A 14,536-nucleotide genomic window follows, 5' to 3' on the forward strand; every position below is an offset into this window, starting at 1 on the left:
TCGGCCGGACGTGAATCAATTTTGCTGCTCTTCGCTTCATTCTGCCGCCATGCGCAGGGTCTTTGCTGGCGTTATGATCACCTCCTTCACGCCCTTCCCGTTGCCGTCCGATATCGAATAGGTGCAGTCGACCTCCTCGATGTCGAAACGGGCGAAGGTTTCAAAGACGCCTTGAACCGCGTTCAAAGACAGAATGAAGGTGCCTTGAAGTCCTTCGAGAACATCTGCCATCTGTTCGAAATCATCCCGGCCGAAGACGCCGGTTCCGTAGTCGGTCTCATTGCCCCAATATGGCGGGTCGAGATAAAACAGCATGCCCGGCCGATCATAGCGGCGAATGAACTCCTGCCACGGCAGGCACTCGATCACGACACCGGCAAGACGCTCGTGGATATCCTCCAGCGTTGAGGCAAGCTTGGTCAGATTGAACCGGGCGCTGGTGGTTTTGCTGACGCCGAAATTCCGGCCAGCCACCTTGCCGCCGAAGGCCAGACGCTGAAGATAAAGAAAGCGGGCCGATCGCTCCAGATCGGTGAGCGTCGTTGGGTCCGTCTTCATCAGCCGTTCGAATTCGCGGCGGCCGGAGATCTGGAAGCGAAGCGTATCCATGAACTGCGGAAAGTGGCGCTGCAGGATGCGGAAGAAGTTGGCAACATCACCACTGATATCGTTGATCACTTCTGTTTTCGGCTGATGGTCCCGGCGCAGAAACACCCCGCCCATGCCCACAAACGGTTCTGCGTAGCCATCATGATCGATCGCGTTGATCTTGGCGATGACGGTTTTCGAGAGGATGCGCTTGCCACCGATATAACCGGCCGCAGGCGTGACCGGCGTAACCGGCTGCTGATTTACCATTTCAAATATCTCACGACTCAGTCACAAAGCCGCTGCCCGCTTTTCGCGGGTACGGGTGCGACGGTTATCGTGTGTTGCTGTCGGGCGGGTTCGGACCCCCATCCAGTCCCCGCCGCCAGGGCTTGCCCTGGCCACCTGTCACATCATGCTTTCTTGCCCTCCTTTGTTGCCTCCAGACTGATCTGGACTGAGTAGCCATTGGAGAACTGGTGACGCACCGATTTGACGTACCAGAGGCCAGCAGCTTCCTGGCGGAAACCGGTGGCATTGATCGTGGTGCCTGCCAGAATATCGGTGCGGCCTGCCATGGTGATCGAGCCGGAGCCGGTTTTGGCCGCCTGCCGGTTGGCCTCGGATCGCGCGGCGGCTTCGGCTTCCTCTTTTGTGGCATAGGTGGTTCGAAGCGTCTTCGAAGGGCCTTCAAGGCCGGTTTCAGCGGTCGTTGTCTGAACCGTGTTGGTTTCCCGATCGTACCAGCCCGCCTTCGCATTGCCGTAGGTCGGGCGCGGCTCGATGGAAAATGACCAGCTTGCGCATTCCGCTTTGTCGATCGTGATCGGGGCGAGAATGCCGGGTTCTAAAAATAAGAACTTTCCATCCTTGATGGAAAATTGCGCGCCGGTGCGCCGGGCCAGACGGCTTAAAAAATCGGCCGTGCTTTGATTGGTCCGCGCGATATAGGGAATGACAAGCTGGTCGAAGTTTTCCGAGACCTTGGCATCATAACCGTGCCGATCGGCAAGCTGGCGGACGATATCGCCTGCGCTCATATCGTCGAAATGCTCGTCGGCCGGTTCCTTCACCGCCTTGCGCATATCGGTCGAGCGGCCGGACAGCGTGATAAACTCGCCACCGCTGCCGCCCCTGATCTTCGGCTTTTCGATTTCAAACAGGCCCATCCTGGCCGCACCGCCCGGCCGGTAGCCGAAATCGAGCTGAAGCTTCGCACCGGCCGGTGGAATGGCAACGGCATTGTCGGCATCGTCAAAGGTCAGTTCGCAGGTGTCGGCGGTGTCTTGCGTATTATCGACAATGGAAGCCGAGACCAGGCGATTGTAAAAACCATCCCGGACGGCTGAACCGTTGACCTTCGCTTCGATAAAGGGCGTGGCCATCAGTCCCAGAGCCTCACGGTTTCAGCGGGCTTTGCCGCAGTCTCGAACTCCGGCAGGTGAACAACCGTGCCGATCGGCAAAACCGAACCGAGCGCGGCAAGGCCGGGATTGATGGCGAGCGTTGCCTCGACATAGCCGTAAAGCAGCCCGGCCTGTTTGCGGTCGCCAAGGCGAGCATAGGCGAATTCAAAGCAGACCAGATCAAGGCTGGCATCTTCCTTGTTCACTTTGATGGTGGTTGCTGGCAGCTTCGTCATGATCACATCCCGAACAGGCCGACCGGTTTTCCACCGGCCTCATGGCTTGGTGCAAGCTCGATTGCATACTGGATGCGGCGGCCTTTGCCGTCCGGCCCGATATAGGTTTGCGTGTCCTCAATAGCCTTGATCATCACAAGCCCGAAGACTTCCGCTGCCGTGCCGGTACCAACGGCCCAGCCGGTAAACGAAAGCGGGCGACCGGCCATCTGGCTGGCGCGCAGCTTCTCGTATTCCGCGCGGTCATCGAACTCTTCGGGAAACAGCAGGCCGGATATGGTGATGGTGCCGCGCTTGTGGCCGGTAAACTGTGTGCCAGCGCGCCCGCCGAAACGGGCGATTTCGGCCAGCTCGGTTTCGGTGCGCCTACGGATCGACTGGAAATTCAGACTGGTGACCTCAAACGTGTGCGGCCCAAGGCCCAGAAGCGGCATGCCCATCAATCATCTCCATCGTAAAACGTACCGGATTGCGCGGAAGACAGCCCGCCTCCGGAGGCGCGTGCATTGGCGGTTGCCGTGCGCAGTTCACCGGCGGCGGCAGTGATGGCGCTCGCCGCATCCTGCATGGCATTGCCTGCGGCCTTGCCGCCGTCTTCAACGGCCTTGCCGGAGCGCGATGCGCTTTGTTCCAGCTCATCGCCAGCGCCGGTCATCCAGTCCCATGATTTGCCAAGCCAGCTTTTTTCATCTGCCGTTGACGGCTGGCCGATCGGCGGACCGATATCGGCATAGGCTGAAGATGCACCGTTATCATTGGCCGGTTCTGCAGGCGGTTCGTCATCGTCACCGCCGCCGCCAAGCAACCGGTCGAGCCATGCCGGTTTTTTGAAGACGCCGGAAAGATCGATTGTACCGATCTTCTCGCGGATCAAGGCGGGCCAGTTCGTGAGCCATTCCCAGATGAAGGCGGCTCCGGCCTTGATGCCGTTGGCGATCTTTTCGCCGATCTCGCGACCGGCATTCTCATAGTTGGCCTTTTCTTCATCGGTGAGCTTTTCCTGTTTGAAAAGCCCTTTGAGCCAGGCAAACGCCCCGTCGAGCAGTTCCTTCGCGCCATCAATGATGCCGGAGAAGTCGAAGAAATCGCGGACGGCCTGTTTTGCGCCGGATGTATCAATGCCGGTGATGGCGGAGAACTTGTCCAGCAGCCAGTCGATCTTGCCGCCGACAAAATCGAGCGCGCCGCCGAGCAGGTCTTTCAGCGGCCCGAAAAAGCCCGAGAGAAACGAACTAACGTGATCCCAGTATTTCCACACCAACAGGGCGGCAGCCGCGATGGCCGCGCCGACGGCCCAGACTGGCGCTGAAATCCCCGCCAGAACTGTGACCAGCCCGCTGCCAAGTGTACCAAGCAGGCCAAAGGAACCGGCCAGCATGCGGCCAGCACCGGCAATCAACCGCCAGCCGGAGGCAACATTCTTGCCCGACTTATCGAATTTCAGGAAGGCACCTGTCAGTCCCAGCAGCGGCATGCGCAAGCCTGCAACGGCAAAGCTGGCCAGTCGTGTGGCAATATTGAAGGCCAGAAGCCCGGCAACGGCCATGACAATTGTGCGGGTTAATTCCGGATTGGCCTGCGTCCAGGCTAAAACCTGATCGATAAGCGGGCGAACCTCCTGCACGATCTCCAGAACCACCGGAAGCAGAACGTTGCCGATCGTGATCGCCATGGCCGAAAGCTGGTTCTTCAGCATTGCGAACTGCGCGGTGAATTCTTCCGATTGCTTGCGGTAGGCTTCGTCGACCGCATTCGCGCCGTTGCGCATGTCATCAAGCGTGGACGTGAACACCTCGTTTTGCGAGCCGGTCAGCCCAATAACGGCGTTATAGGCCTCTTGTGAACCTAACAGCTTCTGAAGCGCCGCATCATTTCCACCGAGGGCATCACGAATGCGGCTAAACGCCTGCACCATGCCACCGGATTGATCGACCAGGTCTTTGAAATTCTTGGCTCCAAGTTCCTTGAAAACGGAACGGGTCTCTTTGGTATCCTTGGTCAAGCCGCTGATAGCTGCACGGATTTGTGTATGAACCTGAGCAGCTTTCATGCCAGTTGTCGTCATCGCTGCGACAGAAGCCAGATATTCGTCGACACCGATGCCTGCGTTAGCAACCGTTCCAGCAACATCACCGAAGCCCTGAGCAAGACCGTCAATCGTGGTCTTGCCGTTTTTGACGGTCTTGAAGATCACATCATAGATGCGGTTCTGCTCTTCACCTTCGAGGTTGAACGCGTTGATCGACGAGGTCACCAGATCGACCGCTGATTTCGTTGAACCGAGACCGGCAACACCCAGCCTTGCTGAGCCTTCCAGAACCCTGAATTGGTCAGCGGCGGATATTCCGGCCGAACGCACATCATAAAGCGCGCCGGTCAGGTCATTCAGCTTCACCGGCGTGCGGGCAGCGATTTCGAGCACCTTGCTCTTCATCGCGTCCATGCTTTCCACGGACGTATCAATCAGGGTTGAGACATTGGCCATCTGGGCAGAGAAGTCAGCCGCCATCATGATTGGCGAAACGATGATAGCGCCCATGGCGGCAGCGCCGAGAAGGCGCTGCCGCGCCTTCTGCAGATTGGCCTCGGCCTTCTGGGTGGCCGCTTCCAGATTGTCGACGGAAAAGCGCGTGGCAATGGCCCCGCCGACATTTTTCTTCATCCGCGACGCGCCGTCTGCAACACGCTTAAAGCCCTCGCGCAGACGCTGCGCGGGGCCGTTGAACTTATCCACCAGGCGAATGACAAGTGACGCATCCATGTCAGTTCTCCTGTTGTCTCAGGCTAGCAAGGCGTTGGATTTCGGCGCGGTAGCGAACCGCCTCATCGAAAGGCAGTTCGTCGATGTCTTCCGGCGACCAGCGGAAGAAAAAGGCCAGGTCAGCGGCTATTTCGAAGGCGCGGCTGACAGGAGCGCCGGAAAAAAATCGACAAACGCCTCAAACAGTTTCGGCAAATCGTTCCAGTCGAGGCCGTCGATGAAATCGGCGGTTTCGCCGCACATATCGGCAAGAACGGCTGTTGCCTCGTCCAGGACGTCAGCCTTCATCATCGCTCCGGAAATTTCGGTGGCGAGCTTTGCCTTGTCGATTTCGGTCTCGCCATTGGCCATCAGCGCCTTGACCAGCTCCGGGCCGACCAGCACGGCCAGACGCTTGGCATGGCGCAGCTTCGGCCGCTTGATGGTGATGCTGTCACGCGTGGCGGGTTTATCGTCTTCGGTGGTAAACTCGACCGGGACAGAAAGCGGAATGGTGACTTTGGACTTCAGCGGGGTCATTGCGACATTTCCTTTGTTTACGTTAGCGTTGTTGTCTTGTCCTCACGCTGCCATGGCTTCGCCATTTCGCTCCGGACGGGGCCTCGCATTGGCTCGGACGCCCGCTTGGGCTTGCGGCTTCGCCGGTTCTTTTCCCTCGCACCGTCTTGCCGTATGGCACCCCGAAGCCTGCAAGGTTTCGCAAGCGCGACCGCGCGTCGGCCACGGTTGGCCGTGAGGACAGAGCTAATCAACTAAACAAAAACGAACGGCGATGGCTGTTCATCTGGTCGAAATTCTGAATGTCCCAGCCACCGGTTTTGAGCGAGAAACGGTGCAGCACCTGACCGTTCCAGTATTCGGTGTAGGTCCAGATCGACTTGACCTCGTAGTCATAGCCGTTGACCTTGCCGCCCTGCATCGCGGCCGGACCGATCTTGGTCAGGCGGCCGAGAACGTCTATGGCGTGTTCATGTTCTTCGCCGGTCTCTTCATCGACCACCAGTGTCTTGCCGGTCCAGGTGCGCCGCGTGCCGGGTTCACCGGCGAACATGGCATTAATGCCGGGCGCAACGCCTTTTACCTTAGCGCCAAGGGTCAGCGCCTTGGTGCCAAGGCCAGCAATCTCGACTTCGCCATCGGCCCCGCCTGGCTGGAAGGTCTCGACCGTCTCTTCAAGCGTGGGCAGCGCCAGCTCTTCGATCGACAGCGCCAGATTGGCGTCGTCATCGGCGACCAGCGTGAAGCCGCGCATAATCCGTGGTGCTATGACAGCCATGAAAATTCTCCTTTAGTGACGCAATTCCTTCACGCAAAACCGGCATCCACTTTTGCTGGAATTGCTTGTCTCCTAATTCGTGAGGTCGGAAATCGGGGTTTCGAACGAGACGCTCATCATCCGCTGCACGTCGGCGGCCAGATTGTCGAAATAGGCCTCGTTGCGGCGCGATCCGAAAATCAGGTCTTCCAGCGGCGGGGTTTCCTCCGCATCGAATTCGACGCGCAGCTTGCCAAGCCGCAGGTTCGCATTCGGATTGGCGTCGCGGTCCCAGAAGACATTGCCGCCGAGAATGGCCGTGGCGTTTTTCAGCTCATCAAGGAAGGCCTGAACCGAACGCATGACGGCCAGAATATGCTGGGCGGTCAGGTTTTCGTCATTGGCCCAGCGGAAGCCATCAATCAGCGTTTTCTCGATTGCCGCGCGGGTGCGCACGACATTAACGAAACCCCAGAGATTATCCTCGGAGGTGGTGCGGTTGCCCCAGAGAATGCGGCCATTGGCGGAAAAGTTTCCGCCCACGCCCTGGACGAGCCGGGACGGAATGAAAGTGGCAATGCCCGCCGCGTTGAGCTTGTTGGCCTCGTGGTCGATCTCACCGGAAAAATATGTGATCGGCCGGGCCGTGCCGAGAATGCCCAGGACATCCTGATTGGAGGGCGACCAGTAAGGCCCGCCCTTCTGCTTGTCGCGCTTGACGAACATGGACGCGACAAAGCCGGACGCCGGTTTGGCAATGATATCGGTGCCCGAAAGCACCCGCACGAAGGGATCGACCAGATACATGTAGCGGGATGAAAAATCGGCGCGGTAGGCAAGCGACGCATCGGCATCCGGCCCACCGGTATCGGCAATGCCGATGGCTTTCAGCTTGTTGGCGATCTGCTCGATGGCATCGGCGACCGGGTTCTTGGCATCTTCAATGCGGCCTGCCGTATAGCCCGGCGCGATGATCAGATCCGGCTCGACGCCGACATGACCACGCGCATAGGAAAGCGCATGAAGCCCGGTCATGGCCGCAGCCGAGCCGACCATATTCGCCATGGTCGCATCGGCATCGACGCCTTCTTCAACGCGGGAAAAGACAAGCTGGGCTTCAATGCCCTGAGATTTGACGGCATTGACGATATCGAGCGCGGTTCCGCTTGCGCCAAGGGCTGCAACCTTTTCCGTCTCGTGGGTGTAGAAAGCAACCGGCTCGTCGGGCGGAAAGATATCCGTATCGGCTTCAGGCGCGGTCACGCATGCGCCAATGGATGAAGTATCGGCGACCTCAAGCGAGCGGGCTTCGGATGAAGCATCGACAACGCGGGTGCCGTGATTGAATGCGGCTGTCGCCATGAACCTGATCTCCAGCGCGGTTTGAATGAGCGTTGAAGACAGGTTATGCGGGGCTTGAAACGCAAAAGAGCCTGACAGTGTCAGGCTCTACGGGTCGGGGTGTTCGGCTGGCATTAGAGGTAGCAGAGGTTCGGCCGGTCTGCAATCTGGTTGGGCGTTAACCGCCCGAAGGCACAGGCCAGTAACTGTCGTTTTCATAATCGGCAGGAATGGGGTCCATATCCTTGATCAGTCGGGCCGCCAGAATATGCCCCTGTTCATGCGCCAGAACGGCCTCACCCAGCGCGGCCATGGTCGGTGCATCCAGCCTGTGAGACCCATTGTCCGCCGCGATCCACACAAAGTCGTAATCCTGACCGTGCCAGCGATAGTCACCAGATGTCGCCCCGGCGTCCATTGCGTTTCGGGCCGATGCCGCCCAGCGGGATATCTTGTCGATATCACCGGGACGAGACTGGTAGGCAACGCCGTCGAACAGAAAACCGTCTGCAATGCGCCGGTCGCGCGCCGCATCCACGGCTTTGCGCATCATGCGGCTATCGCGGGCTGCGACAAACGCCTCGACGGCATCCCGGTGTCGATCCAGCATAGCATGAAGATCATTCGGTGATGGGAAATCCGCATCAACATGCCATTTGAGGATCACAGCCGAGCCGAGACGCTGGTCGGTGCTATCGTCAATCAGGTGTCCCGTCTTAAAGTCCTGACCGGCAGATGCGTCCGGATATGCCAGCGACAACAGGTGACCGAGCGCTTCACGATCCAGATCAGGGTTCAGGGCATTTGCGCTGTCAGGAGAAATCGTCGTGGGCATCAGTAGTTCCTCAAATACTTGGCGCGGACGTGCACCCAATTCGAAAAATCGTTCGTGCGGAGGCCGGTCAATGCCATTTCATCCGAACAATCCACTGTGAGGTTTACCGACGACACATCGACATGGCCGACCTCATAGGTGCCGGAGTCATGCTTTATTCGCGCTCCTGCGGGAGCCCTTGCGTTGGCATACGCTGCCGCTCGGCTCTCGATCCGATTTCCGATGGCGGCAAAAGCGCTGGTGCTACCCCATTGTGCCCAGATGGAACCATCAGCATTTCCGTTGGTGGCAAACGCTGCGCCGCCAACGGAAATGTTTCGATCAGATCCGAAACCATCCTTGAACGTCACCCAGCCGTTGATCGTATCGCCGGCCTTGTTGACTGGCGCATAACCGAGACTGGCCTGCGCGCCGATGTTTTCTCGGGCCGCGTCCACGTCATCAAGGTCGGACAGGTTCGCGCTCTTGGCGACCCTCGATGCAATGGCTGCCGCCTGAGGCTCGCTGACCGGCATTTCGGCCGGCGTCAGGTTCTGGACTTTGGACAGCCCAAGCTGCGCCTTGGTGACGGCGTGCGGATTATTCTTGTCATCCCGGTGGGCGGTGAAGGTGGCGCTGTTGAGCTTTTGCGCCAGCCCGGTTGCAAGCGCGGTGGCAACCGCTGCGGTCGCATCCTGCAGGCCGGCGATCTCGGTATCCGACGTGAACCGCTTCTCGTCTGTCTCGATGATGCGATCGGGCGTCAGGCCATTTTCGAGCTCGCCGAGCAGATCGGCCAGTTGCGCCGATTTCTGCGCAAAGTCGTCATTGATGGATTTTACCAGCGCATCGACATCAAGCCTGTTGCCTTTGGTGAAGGCATCGCCGAGCAATTCGATCGCATCGACGCGAAGGTCGATGTCGCGCAACACGTCCTTCAGGCGCAGAAGAACGTCGTCGTTCTCGCGAAGTCGGTACTCTTTCTCATATTTGCGGACCATATGTCTGTCCTCACGCTGTCATGGCTTCGCCATTTCGCTCCGGACGGGGCGGGCAAACGTGCCCGACGCCCGCTTGGGCTTGCGGCTTCGCCGTTCCTTTTTCCTTAAGCCGTTTTACGCGCGACCAGCCATTCGACATGGAACGGCACGCGGGCATTGTTGGTGGCCGCTTCCAGTTTCAGTTTCACCGTGTCCGGCGTGGTGGCCGAAAGATCGAACGTCCATTCGATCTCGACAGCCGCCTCCTGATCGGGCCGGGCCTGCGACCGGCCAACGACCGGGCGAACGATCGTTTCGGTGGCGGGGGTTTCGGTGGCAAAGTCCACGCCGCTGAGGATCGTTGGCACCATGGTATGACGCGCGGCATCCCATGCCCCGACGACGGCCCGCAGCTTCATTTCGCTGGCCTGTTCACCCAGCGCCCAATCCGTGGAAAGCCATGTCAGCTGATCTTTTGGCCGGGTGAGCCGCACGCGGCTGTCGCCCATTTCGATGATCGGCATGCCCCATTCGGTTCCGGTGAACACCACGCGGGTTTCGTAAAGCGCGGTAATGCCATTGATGAAAGCAGCGTCAGAGTTCTGGGCCGACAGTGCCTTCCATGAACCGTTGACGTTGATCTCATAAACCACATTGGCGGCGGACGGGACGAGCTGCGGGGCGAGAATATCGATGCTTTCAATACCGCCTGTCAGCTGCCAGCTATTCAGCCGGATCGGCATCTGGGTGATTTCGAAGGCGCAGAAGTCGATGCCCATGATCAGATCGCGTGTCACGTCACCGTCGAAATAGATACCGTCCGTCGAGGTGAACAGGTTGCCGCCGAGGAAGGCTGAACCGTCTGCGGTGGCGACCGTCACATCGCCGGTGACGAAATACATGATCGCATAGGCGCGCGCCTTCGAACCGGAACCGGCAAGCGGTTTCAACAGGCGCGGCTTGTCGAAGGTGAAATAGGTCCGTTCCGGCCATGCGGTAAAATCGGCGGCCGTCTTGGTGACCGAGGCCAAAGCGCGTTTCGGGTCCGGCGTGCCATCATTGCGGCATTCGACCAGAACGGCGGTTACCTCCGCACCATCGCCCCAAGCCTTGATGCCCAGCCATGTGCGCGGTGTCCAGCGCTCCTGATGGATCAGGAAGCTTTCAGCCTTGACCACGCCGGAAATCGTCTGCTCATTGACCTTGTATTTGTCATAAGGCACCGAAATCGTATCGGTCCAGAAGCGCTGCAGGCGGACAGCCTGATGATCCACCGAACTAGACGCGGTGTAGCCTTCAAGAACCGGCGCGGCCTTGTAGGTGTCGCCATTGGCTGCGGTGAAGATCCCCGCAATCGGGTCATAGTGACCGGAATGCCACCACTGCGAATTGTTGCAGATGGTCATGGAACTGCCATAGCGGATACGCTCACGGCTTTCCGTCAGATGCTCGACCGTGATGTTTTGAACCGACAAACCGCCAAGCGCCATCTCGCCGGATGCTTCCGTCACCGCGATGCCTTCGACCGGTTGATATTTCGGGCAGATCAGGCCGGAGGCGGCATGCATCAGGTTCGGGTCGTTCGGGTTGTAAAGCGACAGCGCGAACTCGTTGACGCCATCATGATTGAAGCGAATGCCTTCCTCGACCAGTGCATCGAAATCGACATGAGCGTCATCGGTCTCTTGGCGGTCGAGAAAGCGGTCGGCCCAATAGGGCGCACCGTCATCGGCAATGTCGAGGCGATCCTTGATCAGCGCCATATCGACGGCGAGCGCTGCCATGGTCGACTTCGAAGCCGATCCGGCAAGCTGGGCCTTGATCCCTGCCTGGTCAGCGCGCAGGCCCTCAATATTCTGCATCATCACCGCAAGGGCTGCCTGAATGGATTGCTGCTGGCTGGCGACTTTCTCAAGCGTCTGGGCCTTTCCGTCCGGGCGCATGGTAATCGTCTGAATGCCGGATGTACCGATCAGGATCTCGGCCACGGCAACCGAGCCGATCGGTGCGGTTGGCGCAATCGGCCGGGCGGCTTCGGTTCCAGGCACAACGGTCAGAACAACCTTGCGGTTCTTGGTGCGATAGTCGTCTTCAACGGTTTGCTGCGTGCCTGCATCCGGGTTCTGCGCGTCAATCGCCCGCTCATAATAGCGGTTTTCCAGATCGTCGGAGACCTCCTGTCCCTGCGCAACCACAAGGCAGATGACCGACTGACCAGCTGTGACCGGCACGAAGGCAGCAACCGAGCGCTCTTCGACGCTTTCAGAGGCATACATTTTACCACTGTCATAGACCCGGCCAGGTGCAATCTGGACGGTCACGGTATCGGACTGCGAGACGGTGAAATCCGCATAGACAATACTGGTCTGAAGCAGGTCACGGCCGAGAAATTCAAAGCCGCTTTGAGGATAGGTACCGAGGCGCTCGAAATCCGTTTCGGTGACGCCCTGGGCTTCTGAAACCACTACGCGCTTATACATATCAAATGCTCCTTCTGTCGCCGAACTTGGTTCCGGCCGGGATGTTACGAATGTCGGCGAAGGTGAGACGCCGGGTTGCTTTCAGTGAGATTGCGTCTTCATCACGAAGCGCGGAGGCCGCTTTGATCGCCTCGATAAAGGTCAGCACCCGTGGCTCGCTCGCGGCGGCCACCTTGCGTCCCTGGGCAAACCGCCCGCGCGGCAGCTGACGCGACCAGCCAACCGTCCAGCAGGCGGAAAACGGCTTGCGGGTAACGCGGGATTTGCCAACGACATTGAGCGGGTGATGGGCCGTGGAGACACCGGTTTTTCTGGAAAACTTCAGCGATACGTAGCCATTGGCAATTGCGACCGGCGCGACCGTGCGCAAGCCACCACGCCCGGCGGGTGTGAAACGGGCTTCAACGCCGGTTTGAAGCTTCTTTGAAGCCGCTACGAAGGCTCCGTTATCACCGTCAACAGCAGCGGGCCGGACATAGGCACCGCCCGCGATCGACGGACGCACCGCCAGCACGGTTTCGTCAAGCTTGCGCGGGCCTGCGCGCCTGAAGGACTGACCGCGTCCGGCAATCAGCATTTTCCGGCGACGCGCCGGGAACGTGATCTTCTCGCTTAAACCCTGCGGCCGTATCGCCAGACGGATTTCGTTGTCACCCTCGACCAGAACCGCCTTGCGAGACAGGCGGGCATCGCCACGGGCGAACAGATTGACCCCGGCAAAGCGACGCGGTGAACCTGACCGGACGATCACGGCCGGATCATAAATGCGGATCTCCGGCAGGCCCTCCGCCCAGACTTTTTCACGCTCGGCCGAGACTGCGCGATCAACGAAGAAGCCGTGGCGCGGCAGGTTACAGGAGACCAGTTCGGCATCACGATAAGACAACGCCATGCGCACGCCTGCTGGCGTGGTCTTGCGGCGATGATAGGTCAAAGCCTCGGCGACCACCTTGCGCTTGCGCTTGACCGGCCAGTCATCATTCCAGACATCAACCGACAGCGCCCAGGCAAGCAAGGGCAGCTCGCTTTCCGGGCAGGACCATGCGTCCCACAGCGTTTCCAGAACCGGGATCTGGCTCCGGATATTGTTGAGCCGCTCGGCATTGACCTGACCGAGTGTGCGCTCAAAGGCTCCGGCATTGGCTGGAAGTTCTGAAACGATCATGCCAGCACCTCCGTTTCAACGTTGATCGCCTCAACGAAAACGGCCTGCTCCGGACGGGCCGCGATGGCGGCGGCTGGCGCATCGACGCGCACCGTCGCCACCGGGCCGACATGGGCCGCCGATGCGATGGCCTCGACATAATGGGCTTCGTTGAGCCGGTGCAGCTTTGCGGCCAGTGCGGTGAGTTGATCCTTCGCCAGCGCCTTGACCTGGGCGGGATCGGGGCCGCGCTTCATGAAGAGGGTCACGTCCCACGTGACGGGCTGGATATCGGCGGAAAGAACAGTCAGGACATCGGTCGATTGCTGTCCCTCTTCCGGGCGAAACGCCTGAATGATCTCGGCAAGTGTTGAAGCCGGGACCGCGCCGTTGCCGTCACGCCCCAGCACGCGGATCTCGACACGGCCATTGCCGCGATTGATCGGCCAGACATGCTTGATCCGATCGGCAAAGGCGGAGCGAATTTTGTAGATGTAGCCGCCGGGCGTCAGGCCCATATCGGCCAGCGCTTCGGGGGCGAGCTGCGACCGCTCGCGATAAGCCGTATCGGTCTCGGTGATGGCCGGTGTGTCTGCGGTCGCGGCGCGGACGGTCTTGCGAGCGGTGCGGTGATAGGTTGTTGCCAGATGGTCAAGGTCAGCACCGTTTGCCTGGGCAAGGCGCAGCTTCTTTCCCGCATCGTTGATCGCAGCCAGCAGAACCGTTTCGGCCACGCCAAAACTTTCCGAGGCGATGGTGACCGGCTCATATTCGAGCGCCAGCGTATCGAAGGCAGGCAGGTCCGGGTTCCTGGCACGTGCGGCTTCCCATATCTCTCCATAAAGTGCCTTGCGCGCGGCGATGATCGCTTCGCGGTCGATCTCGACAAGCTGGGCTGCGGGCAAGGTGGAAAGGTCGAGCGTGTCAGCAGAGTAACTCACGATGCGCTCCCTGGAACAGTGAGGCTGCGGGCCTCGGAAATCGAATAATCGCCAAGGTGGCCACGCGGATAGAAGATGCCGTTGAGCTGGAAGGCAAAGCGACCGGCGCGGCCGTATTCGGTCATGGCGATGGATTGCAGCGAAAAGCCCGGCTCGCCGGTATCGGGATCGTTGATCGCCTCGGCGATGGCGGAAAAGGTTTTGAAGATGGTGACGGCACCCGCATTGGCGTCCTGAAGTTCTGGCACGACCGAACCGATATGGCGGCGCGCCGGGCGGCTGGCATAGCGCGTGGAAATGCATTTGCCGATCGACTGGACGCAATGGTCCCAGCCGGTCAGCACCTTTCCCGTCTCTGCATCAAGCCCCGCACGCATGGCGTCAATCTCCGGTGTTATCTGGACTGATCGGACGGGTCTGCCATCCAATCGCGCATGTCGTCAGGCGTTCCCCAGCCATCCGGGAACTGAGCATATTTGCGGTTCGATCCGCGATTGCTGTTGATCTGCTCTCGCTCACCATCACTGTACTGGATGCAGATCGGTTGCTCCTTTGCGTCAAACCACTTGTCTCCTACTTTCACGCGCATG

Annotated in this window: 15 protein-coding genes; all 15 read right to left on the minus strand. The window is 59.5% G+C overall.

Annotated elements, in window-relative coordinates:
- Positions 1-36 precede the first annotated feature (36 nt).
- Positions 37-858, minus strand: a complete 822-nt coding sequence (locus tag EDC90_RS06980) for a DNA adenine methylase (RefSeq protein WP_132309886.1) — start codon at positions 856-858, stop codon at positions 37-39.
- Between the two features lie 143 nt (positions 859-1,001).
- Entirely contained in the window at positions 1,002-1,973 is a 972-nt protein-coding gene (locus tag EDC90_RS06985) for a phage late control D family protein (RefSeq protein WP_132309888.1), read from the minus strand.
- Positions 1,973-2,230: a tail protein X gene (locus EDC90_RS06990; RefSeq protein ID WP_132309890.1), complete on the minus strand. Its 258-nt coding sequence runs from the start codon at positions 2,228-2,230 to the stop codon at positions 1,973-1,975. Before EDC90_RS06990 ends, EDC90_RS06985 begins: the two co-directional genes overlap by 1 nt.
- 2 nt (positions 2,231-2,232) lie before the next feature.
- Positions 2,233-2,670 (minus strand): phage tail protein, encoded by a 438-nt coding sequence (locus tag EDC90_RS06995; RefSeq protein WP_132309892.1) that lies wholly within the window; start codon positions 2,668-2,670, stop codon positions 2,233-2,235.
- The gene (locus EDC90_RS07000) at positions 2,670-4,991 is read right to left on the minus strand and encodes a phage tail tape measure protein (protein WP_132309895.1); all 2,322 of its coding nucleotides are present in this window, start codon (positions 4,989-4,991) and stop codon (positions 2,670-2,672) included. Before EDC90_RS07000 ends, EDC90_RS06995 begins: the two co-directional genes overlap by 1 nt.
- Before the next feature lie 126 nt (positions 4,992-5,117).
- The gene (locus tag EDC90_RS07005) at positions 5,118-5,510 is read right to left on the minus strand and encodes a phage tail assembly protein (protein ID WP_132309897.1); all 393 of its coding nucleotides are present in this window, start codon (positions 5,508-5,510) and stop codon (positions 5,118-5,120) included.
- Positions 5,511-5,739: 229 nt separating this feature from the next.
- Positions 5,740-6,267: a phage major tail tube protein gene (locus EDC90_RS07010; protein WP_245510967.1), complete on the minus strand. Its 528-nt coding sequence runs from the start codon at positions 6,265-6,267 to the stop codon at positions 5,740-5,742.
- Between the two features lie 72 nt (positions 6,268-6,339).
- Positions 6,340-7,608, minus strand: coding sequence for a phage tail sheath subtilisin-like domain-containing protein (locus EDC90_RS07015; RefSeq protein WP_132309899.1), 1,269 nt, complete (start codon positions 7,606-7,608; stop codon positions 6,340-6,342).
- A 157-nt stretch (positions 7,609-7,765) separates the two neighbouring features.
- Positions 7,766-8,422, minus strand: a complete 657-nt coding sequence (locus EDC90_RS07020) for a DUF4376 domain-containing protein (protein WP_132309901.1) — start codon at positions 8,420-8,422, stop codon at positions 7,766-7,768.
- Complete coding sequence (locus tag EDC90_RS07025) at positions 8,422-9,402, minus strand: hypothetical protein (RefSeq protein WP_132309903.1); 981 nt, start codon at positions 9,400-9,402, stop codon at positions 8,422-8,424. Before EDC90_RS07025 ends, EDC90_RS07020 begins: the two co-directional genes overlap by 1 nt.
- 104 nt (positions 9,403-9,506) lie before the next feature.
- Positions 9,507-11,861: a hypothetical protein gene (locus EDC90_RS07030; protein WP_132309905.1), complete on the minus strand. Its 2,355-nt coding sequence runs from the start codon at positions 11,859-11,861 to the stop codon at positions 9,507-9,509.
- 1 nt (position 11,862) lies between these two features.
- Positions 11,863-13,026 (minus strand): phage tail protein I, encoded by a 1,164-nt coding sequence (locus EDC90_RS07035; RefSeq protein ID WP_132309907.1) that lies wholly within the window; start codon positions 13,024-13,026, stop codon positions 11,863-11,865.
- A complete protein-coding gene (locus EDC90_RS07040) occupies positions 13,023-13,946 on the minus strand; it encodes a baseplate J/gp47 family protein (RefSeq protein WP_165972765.1) in 924 nt (307 codons plus the stop codon). The genes EDC90_RS07035 and EDC90_RS07040 overlap by 4 nt, the downstream gene beginning before the upstream one ends.
- Positions 13,943-14,323, minus strand: a complete 381-nt coding sequence (locus tag EDC90_RS20845) for a baseplate assembly protein (protein ID WP_165972766.1) — start codon at positions 14,321-14,323, stop codon at positions 13,943-13,945. The genes EDC90_RS07040 and EDC90_RS20845 overlap by 4 nt, the downstream gene beginning before the upstream one ends.
- 17 nt (positions 14,324-14,340) lie before the next feature.
- A complete protein-coding gene (locus EDC90_RS07045; RefSeq protein ID WP_132309911.1) occupies positions 14,341-14,535 on the minus strand; it encodes a hypothetical protein in 195 nt (64 codons plus the stop codon).
- Position 14,536 lies beyond the last annotated feature (1 nt).

The organism is Martelella mediterranea (assembly GCF_004342225.1).
Taxonomy (GTDB): domain Bacteria; phylum Pseudomonadota; class Alphaproteobacteria; order Rhizobiales; family Rhizobiaceae; genus Martelella; species Martelella mediterranea_B.